Below are 20476 nucleotides of genomic sequence, written 5' to 3' on the forward strand. Positions count from 1 at the left end.
TCGCCTGCGTTTCCCTGAGGTCGGGCGCCATGCTTGGGGGATCTTCAGGCCCGCACCTCATACCTTTTCTCCAGCAAAGGGCGCATTGCCCGGATGATGGATCAAAGGAGCCGCCCATGAGGTTTGACCTACCCTGGCGCAAGAAACAGTCTAGCGTGCCCCAGGCTGCACCGGCCTCGGCGCACCAGACCAAGGCCAGCGCTGCGGCCCGTGGCACGGCTTGGCAGAGCGGCGGAGCAGGTTTGGTGAATGCGCGGGACGCGGGCTCTTTGACGCGTCTTGGCTTTCAGAACAATCCAATTGGGTTTCGGGCCGTGCGCATGGTGATCGAGGCGGCCGCATCCCTGCCGCTGGTGGTTCAGGATTCTGCGCAGCGATATGAGGTTCATCCCTTGCTGTCGCTTATCACCCGGCCGAATGCAGCGCAGACGCGGCAGGATTTCTTTGAGAGCCTGTTTGGCCATCTGATGCTGTCTGGAAACGCCTACGTCGAGGCGGTGAGCGAAGACGAGGACTGGCCATCGGAACTGCACCTGCTGCGCCCGGATCGCATTTCTGTTGTGCCCGGTGCGGATGGCTGGCCATTGGCCTATGACTATACAGTGGGGGGCAGCAGGCATCGCTTTGCCTGTAGCAATCTGCGCAGCCCGGTGCTGCATTTGAAAAACTTTCATCCTCAGGATGATCACTACGGGCTCGCTCCGCTACAAGCGGCGGCCCAGTCCTTGGATGTTCATTCGGCCGCTTCGCAGTGGTCTAAGGGGTTGTTGGACAATGCTGCCCGCCCCTCAGGCGCGCTGGTCTGGGCCGGCAGTGATGGTCAGAGCAGCCTGTCAGACGATCAGTTTCGCCGCTTGAGCGACGAGGTCGAAGCAAACTTCCAAGGTGCGCGAAATGCCGGGCGTCCCATGGTTCTGGAGGGCGGGCTGGACTGGAAGCCGATGGGGTTTTCGCCCTCGGATATGGAATTCCAGAAAACCAAAGAGGCCGCTGCGCGGGAAATCGCGCTTGCCCTTGGGGTGCCGCCGATGCTCTTGGGGCTGCCCGGTGATACGGCCTATTCCAACTATCAAGAGGCAAACCGGGCCTTTTACCGGCTGACCGTTGTGCCTCTGGTGAGCCGGATTGCAGCTGGCTTGTCCGATTGGCTCTCCGCCTATGCGGATGAGATTATCGAATTGAAGCCTGATCTCGATCAGGTTTCGGCCCTTTCCGAGGAACGTGAGCGTCAATGGCGGCGGATCGCCTCGGCGGATTTCCTTAGCCAGCCAGAAAAGCGCAGGCTCCTGGGCCTGCCGCCCCTGCCGGAGGGAGAAACGGATGGCTGAGTTTCCAATGCCCCCCTTTGACTGTGCGCCAGGGCTGCGGCTGTCGACCCATGAAAAGGTCAGCCAGATCCAATTGCAGAGCCTGGAGCGGCGACAGCAGCAGCTGGAGCAGATGTTGGAGCGCTTGGAGCGGCGCCTCTGGTTCACGCTCTACGGTGTGGCAGCCGTGATCCTTACCCGGGTCTTTCAGTCTTTCCTTGCGGTGAATTGACTTGTTTTCAGATGGTTATGTGGGATCTTCGCTATGATTGAAACAGGCATGGAACATAAGTTCTCTCGGTTTGGCGAGATGCTGACAGTCGAGGATGACAGCGTCATCCAGGGCTACGCCAGCCTCTTTGGTGCCGCCGATCAGGGGGGCGATAGTGTTGCCCCTGGGGCCTACACCGCGTCGCTGGCACAGCTCTCTGCTGCGGGTTGCCGGGTCAAGATGCTCTGGCAGCACGATCCGGCCCAGCCCATCGGAGTCTGGGAAGAAATCCGCGAAGACAGTCGCGGGCTTTGGGTCAAAGGGCGCCTGCTGACAGAAATTCCGCGCGGTGCCGAAGCTGCAACGCTGATTGCAGCCGGCGCCATCGAAGGTCTGTCGATTGGCTATCGCACCAAACGCGCCCGCAGGGCCGAGGGTGGCGGGCGTATCCTGACCGAGGTGGAGCTGTGGGAGGTGTCTCTTGTGACCTTTCCAATGCTGCCCAGCGCCCGGGTGATGGGACAAAAAGCCGATGCCGAAACCCAGAACCTGCGGCGGTTGGTTGCGGATTTGCGGCGGGCAAGCCGGGCGCTCAGCCGCAGCAGTTTTTCCCCTATCAGTGCAAAGGACCGGACAAAACCATGACCAGGAAAGCCCCCCCGAACACAGCCGAGCAGGCAGCTTGTTTGACGCAGGAAGTAACCCAGGCAATGTCAGGTTTCCTGAGCGAATTCAGAAGCTTTCAGGACGGTGTGAAAGTCAAAATCAAACAGACGGAAGAGCGAATGACCATGCTGGATCGAAAGACAAACCGAGTGCCGCGCCCGCAGCTGTCAGGTGCTGTGGCTGGGCAGGCCCCGCATCAAAAAGCCTTTGTCGGCTATATCCGTACCGGTGACGACACCGCTCTGCGCAGCCTGCTGCCCGAAACCAAGGCCCTGTCAACAGCCGTCAATAGTGATGGTGGCTATCTGGTTGACCCGCAGACCTCGGAGACGGTGAAATCAGTCTTGCAATCCACCGCATCGATCCGTGCTGTTGCCACGGTGGTCAGCGTGGAGGCGACCTCTTTTGATGTGTTGATTGATCACAGCGATACCGGGGCTGGCTGGGCGACCGAAACAGATCCGGCCGTGGAAAGCGGCACGCCAGTCATTGACCGGATCACCATTCCCCTGCACGAGCTGAGCGCGCTGCCAAAGGCGTCTCAGCGCCTGTTGGATGACAGCGCCTTTGACATCGAAGGCTGGCTGGCGGGGCGGATCGCCGATAAATTCACCCGCGCCGAGGCCTCGGCCTTTTTGACCGGGAATGGCATCGACAAACCCACTGGCATTCTGACGCACCCAACGGTGGACAATGAGAGCTGGAGCTGGGGCTCCATCGGCTATGTGGCCACCGGCGAGGATGGCGGCATTGGCGACGGGGATGCCATCATTGACCTGGTCTATGCGCTTGGGGCGCAGTATCGCGCCAATGCCAGCTTTGTGATGAACTCCAAAACCGCCGGCTTTCTGCGCAAGCTGAAGGATGCGGATGGACGCTTCCTGTGGTCGGATGGACTGGCGGCGGGCGAGCCTGCGCGCCTGCTGGGCTACCCGGTGCTGATTGCCGAAGACATGCCCGATGCGGCAACAGATGCGCTGTCGCTGGCCTTTGGTGATTTTGCTGCGGGCTACACCATTGCGGAACGCCCGGATCTGCGGGTTCTGCGTGACCCCTTTAGCGCCAAACCCCATGTGCTGTTTTACGCCACTAAGCGGGTCGGCGGAGATGTAAGCGATTTTGCCGCCATCAAATTGCTGAAATTTGGCCTGAGCTGAGGCTCTGGCTGAATGAGGAACCGGCAGCCCGGTTCCTCGGCGGGCACGCATGTCATGGGTCTTTGCCGTCTAGCTGCTCCCCCTCCGTCCGAGCGGCAGAGAGCCTTGCGTGCCCGCTGAACCAGAATGGGACGTCTTGGGGACCAGAGCCCGCGGAGTTGAGTATGATGTTGAGCGAAGTGACACCTGTCCCGGATGCGGCCCTGCCGCTGGAGGCCTTCAAGGCGCATCTGCGGCTAGGCACGGGCTTTGGCGAAGAGGATTTGCAAGACAGTGTTCTGACCGGCTTTTTGCGGGCCGCGCTGGCGGCGATCGAAAACCGTACGGGTAAGGCGCTATTGCAGCGAGACTTCACCTGGTTGGTGTCGGCCTGGAGGCACCCGGATCGCGCGGATCTGCCAATTGCTCCGGTGACCAATCTTGTCGCGCTCCGTCAGCTGGATGTCGCGGGGGCCGCAATGGTTCTTGCAACCGGTACGCTTCGCCTGGTTTCAGACAGCTTGCAGCCCCGCCTGTATCCGCGTGCGGGCAGCCTGCCGCGCCTGGATGGCGGCGACCAGCTGGAGCTCACCCTGACCGCTGGCTTTGCGGAGAGCTGGCAGGATCTGCCCCGTGATCTGGCGCAGGCGGTGCTGATGCTGGCGGCGCATTACTATGAATACCGCGACGACACCGCTCTGCACGGAGGGTGCATGCCTTTTGGTGTTGTCTCTCTGATTGAACGCTACCGACTGTTGCGGCTCTCTTCCCGGAGGCCGTCATGAGCAAGCGCAGGATACCACAGACCACCCGGCGGATGCTGCTGGAAGATCCACAGCGTCTTAGCGATGGGGCGGGCGGGTATAGCGAAAGCTGGGCGCCCCTGGGGGTGGTCTGGGCAGCGCTTCAGGCGCAGTCGGGCCGCACCTCAGGTCAAGAGGGCGCAAGCCTGTCCCTGCAGCGCTACAGGGTCACCCTGCGGGCCCGGCCTATGGGCCGCCAGTCGCGCCCCCGCCCGGGGCAACGCCTGCGCATGGGGCAGCGGTTGTTTCGCATTGATGCCGTTAGCGAGGCGGATCCGGAGGCGCGCTATCTGATCTGCCAATGTATCGAGGAGCTGGCCCCATGACCTATGCGCTTGCCGCTGCCCTGCAGCAATCTGTCTTTAACCATCTGAGCGCAGATCCGGCGGTGATTTCGGCCCTGGGCAGCGATCTGTTTGACGCCCTGCCGACGGGCAGCCTGCCGCAAATCTATGCCGTCCTGGGCGCAGAGGAAGCTCTGGACCGATCGGATGCAAGCGGTCCGGGCGCGCGCCACCGGTTTACGGTCAGCGTCTTTACCAGCGCCGCCGGCTTTGTGGCCGCCAAGGAGGCCGCAGCATCAATTTGCGATGCGCTAATTGATGCGCCGCTTTCGTTGAGCCGCGGACGGCTTGTGGGGCTTTGGTTCGAACGTGCCAGCGCCCAGCGACTGGACGATGGCGGACGTAGCATCTCCCTGCTGTTTGCCGCCCGGCTGGAAGACAGTTGAAGGCTCCGCGCGGGCTTCACATAGCAAGACGAACAGAAACCACCACTCTATAGGAAAGGGGGGCTGTCATGGCGACCCAGAATGGCAAAGATCTATTGATCAAGGTCGATATGACCGGCGACGGTCAGTTCGAAACCCTGGCGGGGCTGCGCGCTACGCGGATCAGCTTCAACGCCGAAAGCGTTGATGTCACCAGTCTCGAAAGCCAGGGAGGCTGGCGAGAGCTGCTGTCGGGGGCGGGTGTTCGGTCTGCCTCCATTTCAGGCTCTGGTGTGTTTCGCGATGAAACCACCGATGAACGGGCGCGGCAGCTGTTTTTTGACGGGGTGACACCTGACTGTCAGGTGGTGGTGCCGGATTTTGGCATCATTGAAGGGCCGTTTCAGGTGACCGCTCTGGACTATGCAGGCAGCCACAATGGCGAAGCAACCTATGAGCTGACCCTGGCTAGCGCCGGTGCGCTCAGCTTTACGGCGGTATAATCCATGCAGAGCCTGTCGGAAAACCCCTGGCGCGGCGAGGTCACCCTGACCATCAATGGCAGCCCCAGGGTGCTGCGGCTGCCTCTGGGCGCGCTGGCGCGCCTGGAAAACCAGTTGCAGGAAACCTCTCTGCTGGATCTGGTGCAGCGATTTGAAACAGGGCGTTTTTCTGCGGCGGATATCCTGGCCTTGCTGACCGCCGGCCTGGAGGGCGGCGGGCATGATCTGGACTCATTGGACCTGGCCCAGGCCGAAATCAACGGTGGCGCCGTAGAGGCGGCACGGGTTGCGGCGCTGCTTTTGGCCCGCAGCTTTTCTTTGCCCAAAGGGCCGGAAGTATCGGAGGGGAGTGGCTCCCCATGACCCAGCAGACCCAAAGGCAGCAGGAGTGTCCCGGATTGGATTGGCCCGGGCTGATGCGGGCGGGCATTGTCGGGTTGCGCCTGTCCCCGGTAGCCTTTTGGAATCTCACCCCAGCAGAGCTGCAGCTGCTTTTAGGGCCAGCCCATCAGGGCCCGAGCCTGAGCCGCATTGGGCTCGAAACACTGATGCGGCGCTACCCTGACCAAAGCAGCGGGTCTGCGCCTGCCGCATAGGGCGGCTTTTCAACCTTCAAACTTGCAGTCTTGCGCCCCTTTGGGCGGCGGGCGCATTGCAAAAAGGAACCTAGAATGGCGGATAGTCGAGACATCGCGGCTTTGGAGCTGCACAGCGAGGCGCTTGGGGACACGCTTGGCGATGCGGCGGGGATGGCCGCCAGCTTTGAAAGCGAACTGCGCCGAGTGCGCGAGGCGTTTGCAGCCACGGGGAAGGATGTCGAAACGCTGGAGCGGGGCCTTTCACGTGGCTTGCGACGGTCCTTTGAACAGGTGGTCTTTGATGGCGACAGCCTGTCCGTGGCTCTGGATGGGCTGGCACGCTCGCTGGTCAAAACCACCTATAACGCTGCCATTCGCCCCATTACCGACCATGTGGGCGGTCTCATCTCCACAGGGGTTGGAGATCTGATCAGCGGGATCCTGCCCTTTGCCGATGGGGCTGCTTTTTCGCAGGGGCGGGTGGTGCCCTTTGCCCGTGGCGGGGTGGTCAGTGGGCCCCATGTTTTTCCAATGCGGGGCGCCAGCGGGTTGATGGGAGAAGCCGGCCCCGAAGCCATCCTGCCGCTAAGTCGCAGCGCGGATGGCAGCCTCGGCGTGCGGGCGCAGGCCGGATCCGGCACCACTGTGGTGATGAATGTCAGTACGCCGGATGTTCAGGGTTTTAAACGCAGCAGTGGCCAGATCGCGGCCCAGCTGTCGCGCGCCCTGAGCCGTGGCAACCGCAACAGATAAGAGGGCACCCGGATGAGTTTTCATGAAATCAGATTTCCCGCTTCCTTGAGCTTTGGTTCAGTTGGCGGGCCGGAACGGCGCACCGATGTGGTGACCCTGGCCAATGGGTTTGAAGAGCGCAACACTCCCTGGGCCCATGCGCGGCGGCGCTATGATGCGGGGGTTGGGCTGCGGTCTTTGGATGACATCGAAACCTTGATTGCCTTTTTTGAGGCCCGTCAGGGGCAGATATACGGCTTCCGCTGGAAGGACTGGTCCGATTTCAAATCGGCGCGCCCAACCGCCGAGGTGGATTTTCGCGATCAGCTCATCGCGCAGGGGGATGGGGCTCAGACGGTGTTTCAACTGCTCAAGACCTACCGTTCTGGCGAGGCGATCTATCAACGGCCCATCACCAAACCAGTCAGCGGCACCGCCCGTCTGGGTCTGGGGCAGGAAGAACTGCAGGAGGGGATAGATTTTGATCTGGATACAGCAACTGGGCAGGTCACGCTGAGCCATCCCCCCGAACAGGGGATTGAGGTGGTTGCCGGGTTTGAGTTTGATGTCCCTGTGCGGTTTGACACCGATAAGATCCTTACCAGTGTGGCCTCGTTTCAGGCGGGGGAAGTGCCCAATGTTCCGGTGGTGGAGGTGCGTGTCTGATGGCTGAAATCGCAACCGAGGCACTGCGGGCACATCTGCAGACAGGCGTAACCACTCTGGCGCGCTGCTGGGGGCTGACCCGTCGTGACGGAACCCGCTTTGGCTTTACCGATCACGATCGGGATCTGTCCTTTGACGGCTGGACCTTTAGCGCCGGAACGGGGCTCAGTGCCCGCGCAGTGGTGCAGAGCACAGGCCTGTCGGTTGATAACTCCTCTGCTTTGGGGGCACTGAGTGATACCGCTCTGCGCGAGGCGGATATATTGTCGGGTCGTTTTGATGGGGCTGACCTGAACTGTTGGCTGGTAAATTGGCAAAACACCCAAGAACGCTGGTTGCAGTTTGGCGGCAGTATCGGTGAGTTGCACCGCGCGGGCGGCGCCTTTGAGGCGGAATTGCGGGGCTTGACCGAGGCGCTGAACCAGCCGCTCGGGCGGATCTATCAGAAGACCTGTACCGCGGTGCTGGGGGATGGGGACTGCCGTTTTGACCTTTCCACCCCCGGATATGCCTTTGAAGGTCCGATCGAGACAGTAACAGAGGCGGGTGCTTTTCAGTGGCGCAGCCTGGAGGGATTTGAGCAGGGTTGGTTTGTCGGCGGCCGTCTGACGGTGCTGAGCGGTGAGGCTGCGGGGCTATGGGGCAGTATCAAACGGGATCAACAGCAGGGCGCTGCCCGCACCCTGACCCTGTGGGAGCCACTGCGCGCCGGGATCGCTGTCGGGGATCAGCTGCGGCTGGACCCGGGGTGCGACAAATCCATGCAGAGTTGCCGGTTGAAGTTCAACAACCTGGGAAACTTTCAGGGCTTTCCCGATATCCCCGGTGAAGACTGGGTAATGGCGGTGCCAAAGTCCTCTGGCAATACAACAGGGGGCAGCCGCAGATGAGCCAACACCAAAGCTTGGACGCGATGTCACCTCGGCGTGTGGTTGCAATGGCGCGGCATTGGATCGGCACGCCCTATCAGCACCAGGCGAGCTGCCGAGGTGCCGGATGTGATTGCCTGGGTTTGATCCGGGGCATCTGGCGGGACCTGTTTGGCTCTGAGCCTGAGGCCCCGCCTGCCTATTCGATGGATTGGTCCGAACCACAGGGAGAGGAGCGGCTTTGGCACGCGGCGCAGAGCCATCTGAGGCCCAAACCCCTGGAGGCGGCGGCTCTGGGAGATGTCTTGTTGTTTCGGATGCGGGACGGGGCGGTGGCCAAGCACCTTGGGCTACAATCACGGCTTGGCGGCGGGGAGCGCTGTGGAGCTGAGCCCGGAGCCCGGTTCATTCATGCCTATCGCGGCCATGGCGTCGTGGAAAGCGCCCTGACCCCGCCCTGGCGCCGTCGCATCGTGGCGCGGTTTTCCTTTCCTGAGGAGCAGAACTGATGGCAACCATTGTGTTATCTGCGGCAGGCGCCGCAATTGGCGGCTCGATTGGCGGCACCGTTGCGGGGCTGTCCAGCGTTGCCATTGGCCGGGCGGTGGGGGCGACCCTGGGGCGTGTCATTGATGACAGGTTGTTGGGCACGGGATCTGATGCGATCGAGACAGGGAAGGTGGACCGTTTCCGCCTGACAGAGGCAGGGCAGGGTGCGCCAATTGCGCAGATCTATGGCCGGACCCGTATCGGCGGACAGGTGATCTGGGCCAGCGGCTTTGCCGAGACAGCAACCGTGACAGGGGGTGGTAAGGGCGCTCCGCGCCAGCCCCAGACCACCAGCTACAGCTATTCTGTCTCGTTGGCGATTGCCCTGTGTCAGGGCGAGATTGCGGCAGTGCCCCGGATCTGGGCAGATGGCGAAGAGGTCTCGGCCCGGGATCTGAACATGACGCTCTATCGAGGGACCCGGGATCAAATGCCCGACCCCCTGATGGAGGCCATCGAGGGCACGAGTGAGGTGCCTGCCTATCGCGGCACGGCCTATGTGGTGTTTGAGGATTTGGCGCTTGAGCCTTTTGGCAACAGGGTGCCGCAGTTTTCCTTTGAAGTGGTGCGCCCGGAGCAACCGGAGAGCTCCGATTTTGCCCTGGATCTAGGCCAATTGGTACAGGGCGTGGCCCTGATGCCGGGCACTGGGGAATATGCGCTGGCCACCACTGCGGTGCACTATGGTCTGGGGCCCGGCCAGGCGACAGGGGCCAATAGCCATACCGCCTCGGGGCAAAGCGATCTAGCGACCTCGCTGGTCGCCCTGTCCGAGGAACTGCCAAGCTGCGGCGCGGCCTCGCTCATTGTGTCCTGGTTCGGCAATGATCTGCGCTGCGGCCAGTGTCAGATCAAACCCAAAGTGGAGCAAAAACAGGCGGAGGGTATTCCCATGGCCTGGCGGGTCTCGGGCGAGACACGTGCCAGTGCTGATCTGGTGCCCCAGGACAGCGAAGGACGGGGGCTCTATGGCGGCACCCCGGCGGATGCCTCTGTCATTGAAGCGATCCAGGCTTTGCAGGCCGAGGGCAAGCGGGTGATGTTCTACCCCTTTATTCTGATGGATCAGGTCGCAGGGAACATGCGTGCCGATCCTTGGACTGGGGCCGAAAGCCAGCCAGCATTGCCGTGGCGGGGGCGTATAACCCTGTCACAGGCGCCAGGGCGGCCGGGGTCTCCAGACCAGACTGCGACAGCAGAGGCCGAGGTCGCCGCCTTTATGGGGGGCGCCATGGCGGCGGATTTCACCGTATCAGCCGGACAGGTCAGCTATAGTGGCGCTGCGCAAGACTGGGGGCTGCGGCGCTTTATCCTGCACAATGCCGCGCTCTGTGCGGCGGCAGGTGGGGTGGAGGCCTTTTGCATCGGCTCTGAGATGCGCGGGCTGACGCAGATCCGCAGCGCGGCTGGCTTTCCTGCGGTTGCAGCCCTGCGTGACCTGGCCGCAGAGGTGCGTCTGTTGCTGCCAGAGGCCAAGATCAGCTATGCGGCGGACTGGTCTGAATACTGGGGCTACCAAAGCCCCGAGGGCAATCGCTATTTCCACCTCGATCCGCTTTGGGCCGACAACAATATCGACTTCATCGGTATCGACAACTACATGCCGCTGTCTGATTGGCGCGATGGGGTGGATCATCTGGATCGCATCAATGGTGCGCCCAGCATCTATGACCTGGACTACCTGCGCGCCAATATCGAAGGCGGCGAGGGCTATGACTGGTACTACCACTCAGAGGAGGCCGCAGCGGCGCAGATCCGGACCCCAATCACCGATGGGGCTCATGATGAGGCCTGGGTCTGGCGGTACAAGGATTTGTACAATTGGTGGCGCCACCCGCATCACGAGCGCATTGATGGGGTCAGACAAGAAAGCCCCACGGCCTGGCAACCGCAGAAGAAACCGATCTGGTTTACCGAATTGGGCTGTGCCGCAATTGATAAGGGGACCAACCAGCCCAACAAGTTTCTCGATCCCAAAAGCTCGGAATCCAAACTGCCGAGGTATTCGAACGGGCAGCGCGATGATCTGATGCAGATGCAATATCTGCGCGCGATGCTGGGCTATTGGCAGCAAGAGGCCAATAACCCGATGTCGAACGCGTATGACGGGCGGATGCTGGATTTGAGCAACGCCTATGTCTGGGCTTGGGATGCCAGGCCCTTTCCCGCCTTTCCAAATCTTGTCTCTGTCTGGAGCGATGGGGAAAACTATCTGCGTGGGCATTGGCTGAACGGGCGCGCTGGGCAGCGCAGTCTGGCCTCTGTGGTGCGGGAAATCTGCACCCGAGCCGGGCAAACCCGTATCGATGTTGGCGCGCTCCATGGCATCGTGCATGGCTATGCAGTCAATGAGGTCGCGCCCGCACGGGCGGCGCTGCAGCCTTTAGGGTTGCGATACGGGTTTGATAGCATCGAACGCAACGGGGTTCTTGAGTTCCGTCTTCGCCAAGGTGAGAGCAATTTCACCCTGGCAGCCCCGACCCTGGTTGAGGATGAAGCGCTGGAAGGCAGTCTTGAGCTGACGCGCGAGGCAGAGGCCGAATTGGCGGGCCGGGTGCGGCTGCGATTTATCGACTGGGGGGGGGCCTATGATGTCAGCGCCGTTGAAGCGATCCTCCCGGATGAGGAGACCCATGCCGTGAATACCAGCGAGCTGGCCCTGGTGTTGACCCATAGCGAAGCGCGCCAGGTGGTGGAACGATGGTTGGCCGAGGCCCGCGTCTCGCGCGATACGGCCCGCTTTGTGCTGCCCCCCTCATTGCTGCATCTCGGGGTGGGGGATGTCGTCTCACTGCCGCCCGGGACGGCCTCAGGAGCCGTCGCCGCAGACGAGGGGCAGGGCATTGCCCAGCCAGAACAGCGCTATCGCCTGGATCGAATGGAGCTGGGGGCGGCCCAGAGCGTAGAGGCCGTGCGCATTGAACCAGAGGTCTATCTGCCCGCCGAGGTCCCGGAGAGCCTGCCTTCGGCGCAGGCCTTCGAGCCTCCGTTGCCTGTCTTGCCCCTGTTTATGGATCTGCCGTTGCTGACCGGCGAAGAAGTGCCCCATGCCCCCCATCTGGCCGTCACTGGATCGCCCTGGCCAGGCACGGTGGCGCTCTATGCTTCGGGACGGGATTCCGACTACAGCCTGCAACAGATCATTGCGGCGCGCAGCACCATTGGCCTGACGCAAACTGCCTTGGCCACCGGGCCTGCTGGGCGCTGGGATCTCGGCGGTGATCTGCAGGTGAAACTGATCTCGGGCAGTTTTCAAAGCCAAGACCGCCAGGCGGTTCTGAATGGCGCCAATGCGCTTGCCATCGGAGACGGCACTGCCGGCAATTGGGAGATCCTGCAGTTTTGCGAGGCGGACCTTGTTGCAGAGAACACCTATATGCTGCGGGATCGGCTGCGTGGGCAGCTGGGCACCGATAGTCTGATGCCAATGTTTTGGCCCGAGGGCTCCTATGTGGTGCTTCTGGATGGCAGTTTTCCGCAGCTCGAGCTTTCCTTGGACCAACGCCGTATGGCACGGCACTACCGCATTGGCCCGGCCCGGCGCGGCTACGAGGACCCGAGCTATTTGCACCGGGTTGAATCCTTTGATGGCAACGGGCTGCGCCCCTATGCGCCGGTCCATCTGCGCTTAAACGGCGCGCTGGGCAGCGATATACATATATCTTGGATCAGGCGCAGCCGCATCGAGGGAGACAGCTGGGATCTGGCAGAAATTCCGCTGGGGGAAGCGCGTGAGGCTTACCGCATCCGTATCCTGCGCGGCGTGACTGTGCTGCGCGAAGCGGAGGTGGCCACTGCGGCTTGGATCTACACGGCGAGCGCACAAAGCGCGGATGGATGTCAGCCGGGCGATCGTGTCGAAATAGCCCAGGTTTCAGATCGGTACGGGGCAGGGTTTGCCAGGTTCAGGGTCCTTTCCTAGGGGGCAAGGCGGCGGAGTGAGCGGGCCAAGGGGCCAAAACGCGCCCTGGGGCATGCGGATTCTTCCACAGGATCTGAGCAGCCTGGCGCGCGCCCTATTTATGACCTCTGCGTCACAGAGATCAATTTTGTGTCAGCAATTGTTGGCCCGAGCAGAAAAGGCATCTGCGCATGTTGCGCGAACGGGACGCCTGCACCGACAGTGGGGAGATGGTTCTTTGGATGCGGTTGCCCGCCAGTGTTGCGGTCCGCTTTGCGCTGAGCCCTTTTGGGATAATCCTGATTATATCAAATGCTTGCAGCTAGCTTTGGCGCAGTTGCAAAGCCGTCTCAGCCGCTAGGCACTCCCTATCTATGTGTCCCAAGGGCAGACTGAGTTCCTGAGGTTTGGTAGAATGCTTGGGTAAATGATCCAGAAATTTACAGGTTCAAAGCATTCATTTCTGAAATCTTTCCCATCACAGGTTTGCGCTTGGGTTTTTCTCGCCTAAATGCAAATCTAAGGGCAAGAAGAGGACGCCAAGCCATGATCAAGACGCGCACAGCCGTTTCGCCCCTGGACCCGGTCTGGGAACAAATCTCGACCGAGGCTCAGGACGCCGTTGCAAAACAGCCTCTGATGGGCGGGCTGATCCATGCCTGCATTCTGCATCACCCGACCCTGGAAAAGGCGCTGTCTTACCGGATCGCCGCCAAGCTCTGCTCCAATGAGATGTCGATGGTGATTCTGCGGGAGATCGTTGACACCGCCTTTGCCGCGGATCCCGATCTGATTGCTGCCGCCCGTGCCGATTTGATGGCGGTCTATGATCGTGACCCGGCCTGCCACCGTCTGTTGCAGCCCATCCTCTACTTCAAGGGCTATCAGGCCGTGCAGGCCTATCGTATTGCTCATTGGCTGTGGCGCCAGGGAGATCAGGATCTGGCCTTCTTTTTCCAGATGCGGATTTCCGAAATCTTTGGCGTCGATATTCACCCAGGTGCCCGCATTGGCCGGGGTATCATGATCGACCACGCCCATTCCATCGTTATCGGGGAAACCGCTGTGGTGGGGGATAATGTCTCGATGCTGCATTCGGTGACTCTAGGCGGTACCGGCAAGGAAGAAGAGGATCGTCACCCCAAGATCGAAGACGGCGTGTTGATCGGGGCCGGGGCCAAGGTACTGGGCAATATCCGGGTTGGCCATTGCAGCCGTATTGCTGCGGGTTCTGTGGTGCTGTCCGAGGTCCCCCCCTGCAAAACCGTTGCGGGTGTCCCGGCCAAGATCGTCGGCGAAGCCGGTTGTGATCAACCCTCGGTCAGCATGGATCAGGTGGTGCCAAACGGCGGATCCGTCAGCGGGGCCTAGGGTCTGTCCGGCGGATTGGCTACTTGCCGTAACTCAGTGATATGCTGCAAAGAGGCGGACGATGCCCTCTTATATTTTTGCAGCGCGCGCCTATCGTGATGGGACTGTGGTTGCTGATCCTCATGCTGCGGCCGGGGGGGCTGCAATAGCGGGATCAGCGGAGTCCGTCCGGGCGACCGTAAAGGCGCTGGCCAGCGCACGCAGTTGGTCCGCACCGATCCGCAATTCATTCAGAACCTGCACGGTTTCCTGCACAACGGTGGTGTTCTCTTGTGTCTTTGCGCCCAAGAGATTGAGCCGTTCTGACAGCGAAGCGAGCTCTTGAGTGTCCTCGGTAAAGCCAGCGGTCGAGCTGCGCACATGACCAGAGATATCGCCCATGCGGGTGATGATCTGGGTCAGGACCTCGCCTGTGTTGTTGACTTCGGATACCCCTTTTTCGATGTGGCCCGTCGTGCTGTTGATCAGATCCTTGATCTCGGTGGCGGCGTGAGAGCTGCGCTGTGCCAATGCCCGGACTTCGCTGGCCACCACGGCAAACCCCTTGCCCGCTTCTCCGGCGCGCGCGGCCTCGACCCCGGCATTCAGCGCCAGAAGATTGGTCTGAAAAGCGATATCGTCAATCACCCCGGTGATGGTTTCAATTTGTTCGGCGCTTGTTTCGATTCCTGTCATCGCGGCGACTGCGCTTTTGACCACGCTACTGCTGGCTTTGGCTTCCGCCACCGAGGCGGAGGCAAGCCCGTTGACCTCTCCGACCTCATTGGTGGATTTGCGCATGGTGCGGGTCAGGGTGCTCAGCGATTGAGAGAGCTGTTCAAGATCGCCGGACTGTTCATTGATCTGATGCGACAGGGTTGTGGAACTCTGGCCAATGCGGCTGCTGCGATCCAGCACTACGGCTGCGGTCGATAGAACCTGCTCCATCATTTCAGACAGGCTAGAGAGCGCTGTGTTGAAGTCATGGCGCAGCGGTTCATATGCGGTTGCCAGCGAGCTGTGCATGCGAAAGGAAAGATCGCGTTGCGCCAGAGAAGTCAGCCCTGCGCGCAGCTGTTCAACCGCCAGACTTTGGTCATTCTGTTCAATGCGCCGTGCCGCGTCCGAGGCCTGGCCTTCCTTCAAAACTCTTTGCAAGCTGTTGACCTGTCGTGCAATTTGGCCGAGCTCATCGCTGCGGTCATATTGCAGGAGCTCTTGGTCGTAGTCGCCATCGGCAATCCGTCCCAGAGCTGAAACCAATCGCCGCATCGGGTGGCTCACCAGTTTTGTGAGGATCAGCAGGCAGCAAAAAACCGAACCCAGCAGGATCAATAGCGTAAGGCCTGCATCACGCGCCAGACCTGCGTTGACCTCTGCGAGAACGGGGCCGGGATCCCAGCTCATCACCAGGGCGCCGCGCAGTTTTCCCTTTTTCGACAAGATCGGGTAGACCAGCGTATGCCCGTCGCCGGAGGTCCAGGCCTCGCCAGTTTCCAGAACCGAGGCAACCAACCCGTCGAGCTGCGCCGCGTGATCCAGTGGCGGCGTGCCGGTTTCGCCCATGACGACACCGTCGGGCTTCACTGCCTTTGTATAGGCAAAGCTGTCACCCGCCTGCTCGACCACCTGGGCAAGCCGCTTTTCCACCGATCCGGAAAACCCCAGCTTTATCGGCTGCGCTATTTCCTTGGCGGCAGACAGGGTGAGCTCATGTTGCAGCAGGCGCAGGGACTCGCGGGCCTGAACATGCAGGCGTTGGCCGGCCAGGAAAGACACCGGAATTGACGTGAGGAGTGAAAAGGCAGTCACCAGCAGAGCGATCCGCAAAGCTAGAGAGCGCAGGCGGGGCAAGCGGACAGAGGGATTGGCACGGACCATGATCCAGTTCCTATCATGTTGAGACAGGTGCAATCTGAGGTTATGACCTAAACCTAGGGTAAATACCTGTGCGCAATACGGATTTGTCATAAAAAATTCATGAAAATGTTACATTGAACCTTGCCCGTTTCTTTCACCCGGAGTGGAATATTTTCAATCAATTTTAGTGCCTTGCGAGGAGGGGCTGCCTGCCAGCTGCGTCCCAGGGACTTGGAATAGGCAGATATGTCGCGTGCTAAAACTTGGGCTGGGTGAGCCGGAGGGAGCTGGCGTGCCTGAGGGGGCATTCTGACTTTAAGGGGAGAGTGTTTTACGGAAAAGCAAAACCCCAGCCGCAGGAATATCTCGGGCTGGGGTTTGATTGGCAGCGATTGGCCAAACAGGCCCTGCTATAGACACCTCAAGGCGCTTGCGGCCTGAAAAGAGTGGCATAATGGCCAGGCTTGGGGCTGTCGGGTCTGCCCCTTAGAACAGACCCGATTGTTTGCCCCGATCCTGTGGGTCAGGCCAGCATGACCATCGGGTTTTCCAGGTTTTCGACGATTGCCTGAAGCAGCTGCGCGCCGAGGGCGCCGTCGATGACCCGGTGATCCACGGACATGGTGACAGACATCACTGTTGCCACTTTCAGCTCGCCATCAGCACCCACCACAGGTTTCTTGGCCCCTGCTCCCACGGCCAGAATGCCGGCATGGGGTGGGTTAACGATGGCATCAAAATTATCGATGCCAAACATGCCAAGGTTGGAGATGGCAAAGCTGCCGCCCTGATATTCATGGGGGGCAAGTTTACGATCCCGCGCCCTTGCGGCCAGGTCCTTCATCTCGCCCGAAAGGGCCGAGAGCGATTTCAGCTCGCTGTCCTGCAGGACCGGGGTGAAGAGCCCGCCTTCAATGGCCACGGCCACGGCCACGTCTGAAGCTTTCATCTTGAGCACGCGATCTCCGGCCCAGACCGCATTGGCATCTGGAACGGCCTGTAGCGCCAGGGCCACGGCTTTGATGATGAAATCATTGACCGAGAGTTTGACGCCGCGCCCTTCGAGCTGTTTGTTCAGCTGCGAGCGGAACTTCAGCAGCGCATCTAGCTGAATGTCGCGGCGCAGGTAGAAATGCGGCACGGTCTGCTTGGCCTCGGTCAGGCGGGCGGCGATGGTCTTGCGCATGCCGTCCAGAGTGACCTCTTCATAGCTGCGGCCCTCATACATGCGGGCCACCATGTCGGAGGAGGGGCCGGTTGGGGCTGGGGCGGGCGCTGCCGGGGCAGACGATGAGGCAGCAGCAGGCGCCGCTGTGGCTTTGGGAGCGGCAGTTGCGCCCTCGACATCCGCTTTGACGATCCGCCCGCGCGGGCCGGAGCCGGTAATACCGCTCAGGTCCAGGCCTTTGTCTGCTGCAATGCGCCGTGCCAGCGGCGAGGCAAAGATACGGCTGCCATCAGCAGCGGCTGGGGCCGCCGACGTTGGGGGAGGTGCAGCGGCCTCACCCGCCCCAGCACTGGGTGCTGCGGCGACTTCCTTCGCTGCGGCTGCAGGGGCAGCGGGTGCCGCTGCGGCGCCAATGTCATCAGCACTCTCACCGTCTTCGAGCAGGACGGCGATGGCGGTATTCACCTTCACCCCTTCACTGCCCTCAGAGATCAGGATCTTGCCGATCACGCCTTCGTCCACGGCTTCGAATTCCATGGTGGCCTTGTCGGTTTCGATCTCGGCAATGAGATCGCCGGACTGGATGGTATCGCCTTCCTTGACCAGCCATTTGGCCAGGGTGCCTTCCTCCATGGTCGGAGACAGGGCGGGCATCAGGATTTCTGTAGGCATGCTTCTGGCGCTCCCTTAGCGATAGGTGACTTGTTTCACGGCGGCGACCACTTCATCGGTGGTGATCAGCGCGTGGCGTTCCAGGTTGGCGGCATAGGGCATGGGCACATCCTTGCCAGTGCAGGTGATCACTGGGGCATCCAGGTAATCAAAGGCCTGCTGCATCACCTCTGAGGCGATGTAGCTGCCAACGGAGCCCTGGGGCCAGCCTTCCTCGACAGTGACCAGACGGTTGGTCTTCATTACCGATTTGATCACCGTGGGCAGGTCCATGGGCCGCAGGGTGCGCAGGTCGATGACTTCGGCGTCGATCCCATCAGCCTCAAGCTTCTCCGCCGCTTCCAGCGCATATTGCATTCCGATGCCAAAGGAGACGATGGTGACATCGCTGCCTTCGCGCCAGATCCGGGCCTTGCCAAAGGGAACGGTGAAATCATCCATTTTGGGCACGTCAAAGGATCGGCCATAGAGGATTTCGTTCTCAAGGAAGATCACCGGGTTGGGATCGCGGATCGCGGATTTCAGCAGCCCCTTGGCGTCTGAGGCCGAATAGGGCATCGCGACCTTCAGGCCAGGCACCTGCATGTACCAGGCGGCATAGTCCTGGCTGTGCTGGGCTCCAACACGGGCGGCGGCGCCATTGGGGCCACGGAACACCATGGGTGCGCCCATCTGACCGCCGGACATATACAATGTCTTCGCCGCCGAGTTGATGATATGGTCGATCGCCTGCATGGCAAAGTTGAAGGTCATGAATTCGACAATCGGGTTCAAACCGCCAAAGGCGGCCCCGGTGGCGATGCCGGCAAAACCGTGCTCTGTGATCGGGGTGTCGATCACCCGCTTGGCGCCAAACTCGTCCAGCAACCCTTGAGAGATCTTATAGGCGCCTTGATACTCAGCCACTTCTTCCCCCATGAGGAAGACGTTCTCATTGCCGCGCATTTCTTCGGCCATGGCATCGCGCAGAGCTTCCCGCACGGTGGTTTTCACCACCTCGGTGCCCTCTGGCCAGTCCGGGCTATTGTCCACCTCAGGGGCGGCAACAGCCGCGGCAGCAGCCTTGGGGGCTGCGGGCGCCGCAGGCGCCCCGGCCGCCGAGGCTTCACTGCTCGCCGCAGGCGCCGCATCCAGGCTTTCCCCCTCTTCGACCAAAACGGCAATCGGCGTGTTCACTTTCACGCCTTCGCTGCCTTCGTTGATCAGGATCTTGCCGATCACGCCTTCATCTACAGCCTCGAACTCCATCGTGGCCTTATCCGTTTCGATCTCGGCCAGAATATCGCCAGAGCTCACGGTATCGCCTTCCTTGACCAGCCATCTGGCCAGCGTGCCCTCTTCCATTGTGGGCGACAGGGCGGGCATCAGAATTTCAGTTGCCATATCTCAGTTTTCCTCCGGGGCCGGGGTGATCATCCCGACGATGTTTCCTTGACCGTCTTCCACATAGGCGCAGCGCCCGATACCAGGGTAGTCGGTGGGGGGCAGCGCTTCGGCGCCGCCATTGGCCAGCGCCCAGGCGTAGCGTTCATCGCAATCTGCGACCTCAAAGGTCATGGTGCCGCCGCGAACCGGGCCACCTGCCGATGGGGCCTCCCCCATGCGCGCCATCAGGCCACCGGTCAGTCCCGTGTCGGAACCGATCTCGGGGCCTTCGATCAGATGATAGCCCAGCTCTTCGCCGCCCGGCATGGGAGCAAAGCTCCAGCCAAACAGACCCGCGTAAAAGCTCTTGGCGGCTTCAATCTCGCTGACGTGGATTTCAAAATGCGGCATGGCTCAGACCTCCGCGTAGATGTCGGTCCAGAGCTCTTCAAGCGCAGGCTCGGGGCTGGTGCGGGCAAATTCGGCGGATTGGTTGACCACCTCTTTGATTTCCTTGTCGATCGCCTTCAGATCCTCTTCGGTGGCATGTTTGCCGGTCAGAAGCAGATCGCGGACCTGTTCGATGGGATCCCGCTCGCTGCGCATTTTCTGCACTTCTTCGCGGGTGCGATACTTGGCAGGGTCCGACATCGAGTGGCCGCGATAGCGATAGGTTTTGACCTCCAGAATATAGGGGCCCTTGCCGGAGCGACAGTGAGCAGTGGCCCGTTCGCTGGCAGCCTTTACAGCCAAAACATCCATGCCATCGACGGCTTCACCGGGGATGCCAAAGGCTTCGCCGCGGGTGTAGATGTCGGGGGTCGAGGTTGAGCGCGCCTGAGCGGTGCCCATGGCGTATTGGTTGTTCTCGATGACAAAAATGACCGGCAGATCCCAGATCGCCGCCATGTTGAATGTCTCATAGACCTGGCCCTGGTTGGCAGCCCCATCCCCAAAATAGGTAAATGTTACACGGCCGTTGCCCTTGTATTTGTCGGCAAAGGCCAGACCGGCCCCCAGGGGGACCTGTGCGCCAACGATACCGTGGCCGCCGTAGAAATGCTTCTCTTTCGAGAACATATGCATCGAGCCACCCTTGCCTTTGGACAGCCCGCCTTCGCGGCCGGTCAGCTCGGCCATGACACCGCCGGCATCCATACCGCAGGCCAGCATGTGACCATGGTCGCGATAGGAGGTGATGCGCTTGTCACCTTCCTCGGCAGCGGCTTCGAGACCGACAACAACGGCCTCTTGTCCGATGTAGAGATGGCAGAAGCCACCGATCAGACCCATGCCATAGAGCTGACCCGCCTTTTCTTCGAATCTACGGATCAACAACATGTCACGATAGTATTGTGTCAGTTCCTCGGCAGAAACATTTGGTTTCTTTGTGCTTTTCCTAGCTGCCATCGGTGCGGGCTCCCCCTTGAG

At 61.0% G+C, this 20476-nt stretch carries 21 protein-coding genes; 16 read left to right on the forward strand and 5 right to left on the reverse strand.

Features of this window, described 5'->3' with window-relative positions; genetic code table 11:
• The first annotated feature begins 116 nt into the window (after window positions 1–116).
• The 16 genes from AN476_RS10855 (at window position 117) to cysE (ending at window position 14001) form a co-directional block, all read left to right on the forward strand.
• Window positions 117–1328 carry a phage portal protein gene (locus tag AN476_RS10855; protein ID WP_054461595.1) on the forward strand — a complete coding sequence of 404 codons (1212 nt, stop codon included), beginning with the start codon at window positions 117–119 and terminating at the stop codon, window positions 1326–1328.
• A complete protein-coding gene (locus AN476_RS10860; protein ID WP_054461596.1) occupies window positions 1321–1539 on the forward strand; it encodes a hypothetical protein in 219 nt (72 codons plus the stop codon). Before AN476_RS10855 ends, AN476_RS10860 begins: the two co-directional genes overlap by 8 nt.
• Before the next feature lie 33 nt (window positions 1540–1572).
• Complete coding sequence (locus tag AN476_RS10865) at window positions 1573–2163, forward strand: HK97 family phage prohead protease (RefSeq protein WP_054461597.1); 591 nt, start codon at window positions 1573–1575, stop codon at window positions 2161–2163.
• The gene (locus tag AN476_RS10870; protein WP_054461598.1) at window positions 2160–3341 is read left to right on the forward strand and encodes a phage major capsid protein; all 1182 of its coding nucleotides are present in this window, start codon (window positions 2160–2162) and stop codon (window positions 3339–3341) included. The genes AN476_RS10865 and AN476_RS10870 overlap by 4 nt, the downstream gene beginning before the upstream one ends.
• 164 nt (window positions 3342–3505) lie before the next feature.
• Window positions 3506–4105, forward strand: a complete 600-nt coding sequence (locus AN476_RS10875) for a head-tail connector protein (RefSeq protein WP_054461599.1) — start codon at window positions 3506–3508, stop codon at window positions 4103–4105.
• Window positions 4102–4449 (forward strand): head-tail adaptor protein, encoded by a 348-nt coding sequence (locus AN476_RS10880; RefSeq protein ID WP_054461600.1) that lies wholly within the window; start codon window positions 4102–4104, stop codon window positions 4447–4449. Before AN476_RS10875 ends, AN476_RS10880 begins: the two co-directional genes overlap by 4 nt.
• Window positions 4446–4853: a DUF3168 domain-containing protein gene (locus AN476_RS10885; RefSeq protein WP_054461601.1), complete on the forward strand. Its 408-nt coding sequence runs from the start codon at window positions 4446–4448 to the stop codon at window positions 4851–4853. Before AN476_RS10880 ends, AN476_RS10885 begins: the two co-directional genes overlap by 4 nt.
• 68 nt (window positions 4854–4921) lie before the next feature.
• Window positions 4922–5335 (forward strand): phage major tail protein, TP901-1 family, encoded by a 414-nt coding sequence (locus AN476_RS10890; protein ID WP_054461602.1) that lies wholly within the window; start codon window positions 4922–4924, stop codon window positions 5333–5335.
• A 3-nt stretch (window positions 5336–5338) separates the two neighbouring features.
• Window positions 5339–5698 carry a gene transfer agent family protein gene (locus AN476_RS10895; protein ID WP_054461603.1) on the forward strand — a complete coding sequence of 120 codons (360 nt, stop codon included), beginning with the start codon at window positions 5339–5341 and terminating at the stop codon, window positions 5696–5698.
• On the forward strand, window positions 5695–5931 hold the full coding sequence (locus tag AN476_RS10900; protein ID WP_054461604.1) for a rcc01693 family protein: 237 nt from the start codon (window positions 5695–5697) through the stop codon (window positions 5929–5931). Before AN476_RS10895 ends, AN476_RS10900 begins: the two co-directional genes overlap by 4 nt.
• A 75-nt stretch (window positions 5932–6006) precedes the next feature.
• Window positions 6007–6666: a phage tail tape measure protein gene (locus tag AN476_RS10905; RefSeq protein WP_054461605.1), complete on the forward strand. Its 660-nt coding sequence runs from the start codon at window positions 6007–6009 to the stop codon at window positions 6664–6666.
• Window positions 6667–6678: 12 nt separating this feature from the next.
• Window positions 6679–7311, forward strand: a complete 633-nt coding sequence (locus AN476_RS10910; RefSeq protein WP_054461606.1) for a DUF2460 domain-containing protein — start codon at window positions 6679–6681, stop codon at window positions 7309–7311.
• Complete coding sequence (locus AN476_RS10915) at window positions 7311–8201, forward strand: DUF2163 domain-containing protein (protein ID WP_054461607.1); 891 nt, start codon at window positions 7311–7313, stop codon at window positions 8199–8201. The genes AN476_RS10910 and AN476_RS10915 overlap by 1 nt, the downstream gene beginning before the upstream one ends.
• Window positions 8198–8689 (forward strand): peptidase, encoded by a 492-nt coding sequence (locus AN476_RS10920; protein ID WP_253279884.1) that lies wholly within the window; start codon window positions 8198–8200, stop codon window positions 8687–8689. The genes AN476_RS10915 and AN476_RS10920 overlap by 4 nt, the downstream gene beginning before the upstream one ends.
• A complete protein-coding gene (locus AN476_RS10925; protein WP_054461608.1) occupies window positions 8689–12651 on the forward strand; it encodes a glycoside hydrolase TIM-barrel-like domain-containing protein in 3963 nt (1320 codons plus the stop codon). The genes AN476_RS10920 and AN476_RS10925 overlap by 1 nt, the downstream gene beginning before the upstream one ends.
• Before the next feature lie 525 nt (window positions 12652–13176).
• On the forward strand, window positions 13177–14001 hold the full coding sequence (gene cysE / locus AN476_RS10930) for a serine O-acetyltransferase (RefSeq protein WP_054461609.1): 825 nt from the start codon (window positions 13177–13179) through the stop codon (window positions 13999–14001).
• Window positions 14002–14121: 120 nt separating this feature from the next.
• Here cysE and AN476_RS10935 read toward each other — a convergent pair whose 3' ends face one another.
• From AN476_RS10935 to pdhA, 5 genes are all read right to left on the reverse strand, one after another.
• Window positions 14122–15861, reverse strand: coding sequence for a HAMP domain-containing methyl-accepting chemotaxis protein (locus AN476_RS10935; protein ID WP_054461610.1), 1740 nt, complete (start codon window positions 15859–15861; stop codon window positions 14122–14124).
• Window positions 15862–16363: 502 nt separating this feature from the next.
• Entirely contained in the window at window positions 16364–17680 is a 1317-nt protein-coding gene (locus AN476_RS10940; protein WP_054461611.1) for a pyruvate dehydrogenase complex dihydrolipoamide acetyltransferase, read from the reverse strand.
• A 15-nt stretch (window positions 17681–17695) separates the two neighbouring features.
• Window positions 17696–19063, reverse strand: coding sequence for a pyruvate dehydrogenase complex E1 component subunit beta (locus AN476_RS10945; RefSeq protein WP_054461612.1), 1368 nt, complete (start codon window positions 19061–19063; stop codon window positions 17696–17698).
• Between the two features lie 3 nt (window positions 19064–19066).
• Entirely contained in the window at window positions 19067–19456 is a 390-nt protein-coding gene (locus AN476_RS10950; protein WP_054461613.1) for a VOC family protein, read from the reverse strand.
• Between the two features lie 3 nt (window positions 19457–19459).
• On the reverse strand, window positions 19460–20455 hold the full coding sequence (gene pdhA / locus AN476_RS10955; RefSeq protein ID WP_054461614.1) for a pyruvate dehydrogenase (acetyl-transferring) E1 component subunit alpha: 996 nt from the start codon (window positions 20453–20455) through the stop codon (window positions 19460–19462).
• Between the last annotated feature and the right edge of the window lie 21 nt (window positions 20456–20476).

Origin of the sequence: Phaeobacter sp. 11ANDIMAR09, from assembly GCF_001294455.1 — a bacterium.
GTDB lineage: Bacteria > Pseudomonadota > Alphaproteobacteria > Rhodobacterales > Rhodobacteraceae > Pseudophaeobacter.

Bases quoted from the DNA above. Each gene is read 5' to 3' on its own strand.
- AN476_RS10905 (WP_054461605.1), top strand. From the start codon at position 6,007: ATGGCGGATAGTCGAGACATCGCGGCTTTGGAGCTGCACAGCGAGGCG.
- AN476_RS10885 (WP_054461601.1), top strand. From the start codon at position 4,446: ATGACCTATGCGCTTGCCGCTGCCCTGCAGCAATCTGTCTTTAACCAT.
- pdhA (WP_054461614.1), bottom strand. From the start codon at position 20,455: ATGGCAGCTAGGAAAAGCACAAAGAAACCAAATGTTTCTGCCGAGGAA.
- AN476_RS10895 (WP_054461603.1), top strand. From the start codon at position 5,339: ATGCAGAGCCTGTCGGAAAACCCCTGGCGCGGCGAGGTCACCCTGACC.
- AN476_RS10915 (WP_054461607.1), top strand. From the start codon at position 7,311: ATGGCTGAAATCGCAACCGAGGCACTGCGGGCACATCTGCAGACAGGC.
- AN476_RS10890 (WP_054461602.1), top strand. From the start codon at position 4,922: ATGGCGACCCAGAATGGCAAAGATCTATTGATCAAGGTCGATATGACC.
- AN476_RS10900 (WP_054461604.1), top strand. From the start codon at position 5,695: ATGACCCAGCAGACCCAAAGGCAGCAGGAGTGTCCCGGATTGGATTGG.
- AN476_RS10950 (WP_054461613.1), bottom strand. From the start codon at position 19,456: ATGCCGCATTTTGAAATCCACGTCAGCGAGATTGAAGCCGCCAAGAGC.
- AN476_RS10940 (WP_054461611.1), bottom strand. From the start codon at position 17,680: ATGCCTACAGAAATCCTGATGCCCGCCCTGTCTCCGACCATGGAGGAA.
- AN476_RS10945 (WP_054461612.1), bottom strand. From the start codon at position 19,063: ATGGCAACTGAAATTCTGATGCCCGCCCTGTCGCCCACAATGGAAGAG.
- AN476_RS10935 (WP_054461610.1), bottom strand. From the start codon at position 15,861: ATGGTCCGTGCCAATCCCTCTGTCCGCTTGCCCCGCCTGCGCTCTCTA.
- AN476_RS10875 (WP_054461599.1), top strand. From the start codon at position 3,506: ATGATGTTGAGCGAAGTGACACCTGTCCCGGATGCGGCCCTGCCGCTG.
- cysE (WP_054461609.1), top strand. From the start codon at position 13,177: ATGATCAAGACGCGCACAGCCGTTTCGCCCCTGGACCCGGTCTGGGAA.
- AN476_RS10870 (WP_054461598.1), top strand. From the start codon at position 2,160: ATGACCAGGAAAGCCCCCCCGAACACAGCCGAGCAGGCAGCTTGTTTG.
- AN476_RS10925 (WP_054461608.1), top strand. From the start codon at position 8,689: ATGGCAACCATTGTGTTATCTGCGGCAGGCGCCGCAATTGGCGGCTCG.
- AN476_RS10920 (WP_253279884.1), top strand. From the start codon at position 8,198: ATGAGCCAACACCAAAGCTTGGACGCGATGTCACCTCGGCGTGTGGTT.
- AN476_RS10910 (WP_054461606.1), top strand. From the start codon at position 6,679: ATGAGTTTTCATGAAATCAGATTTCCCGCTTCCTTGAGCTTTGGTTCA.
- AN476_RS10865 (WP_054461597.1), top strand. From the start codon at position 1,573: ATGATTGAAACAGGCATGGAACATAAGTTCTCTCGGTTTGGCGAGATG.
- AN476_RS10855 (WP_054461595.1), top strand. From the start codon at position 117: ATGAGGTTTGACCTACCCTGGCGCAAGAAACAGTCTAGCGTGCCCCAG.
- AN476_RS10880 (WP_054461600.1), top strand. From the start codon at position 4,102: ATGAGCAAGCGCAGGATACCACAGACCACCCGGCGGATGCTGCTGGAA.
- AN476_RS10860 (WP_054461596.1), top strand. From the start codon at position 1,321: ATGGCTGAGTTTCCAATGCCCCCCTTTGACTGTGCGCCAGGGCTGCGG.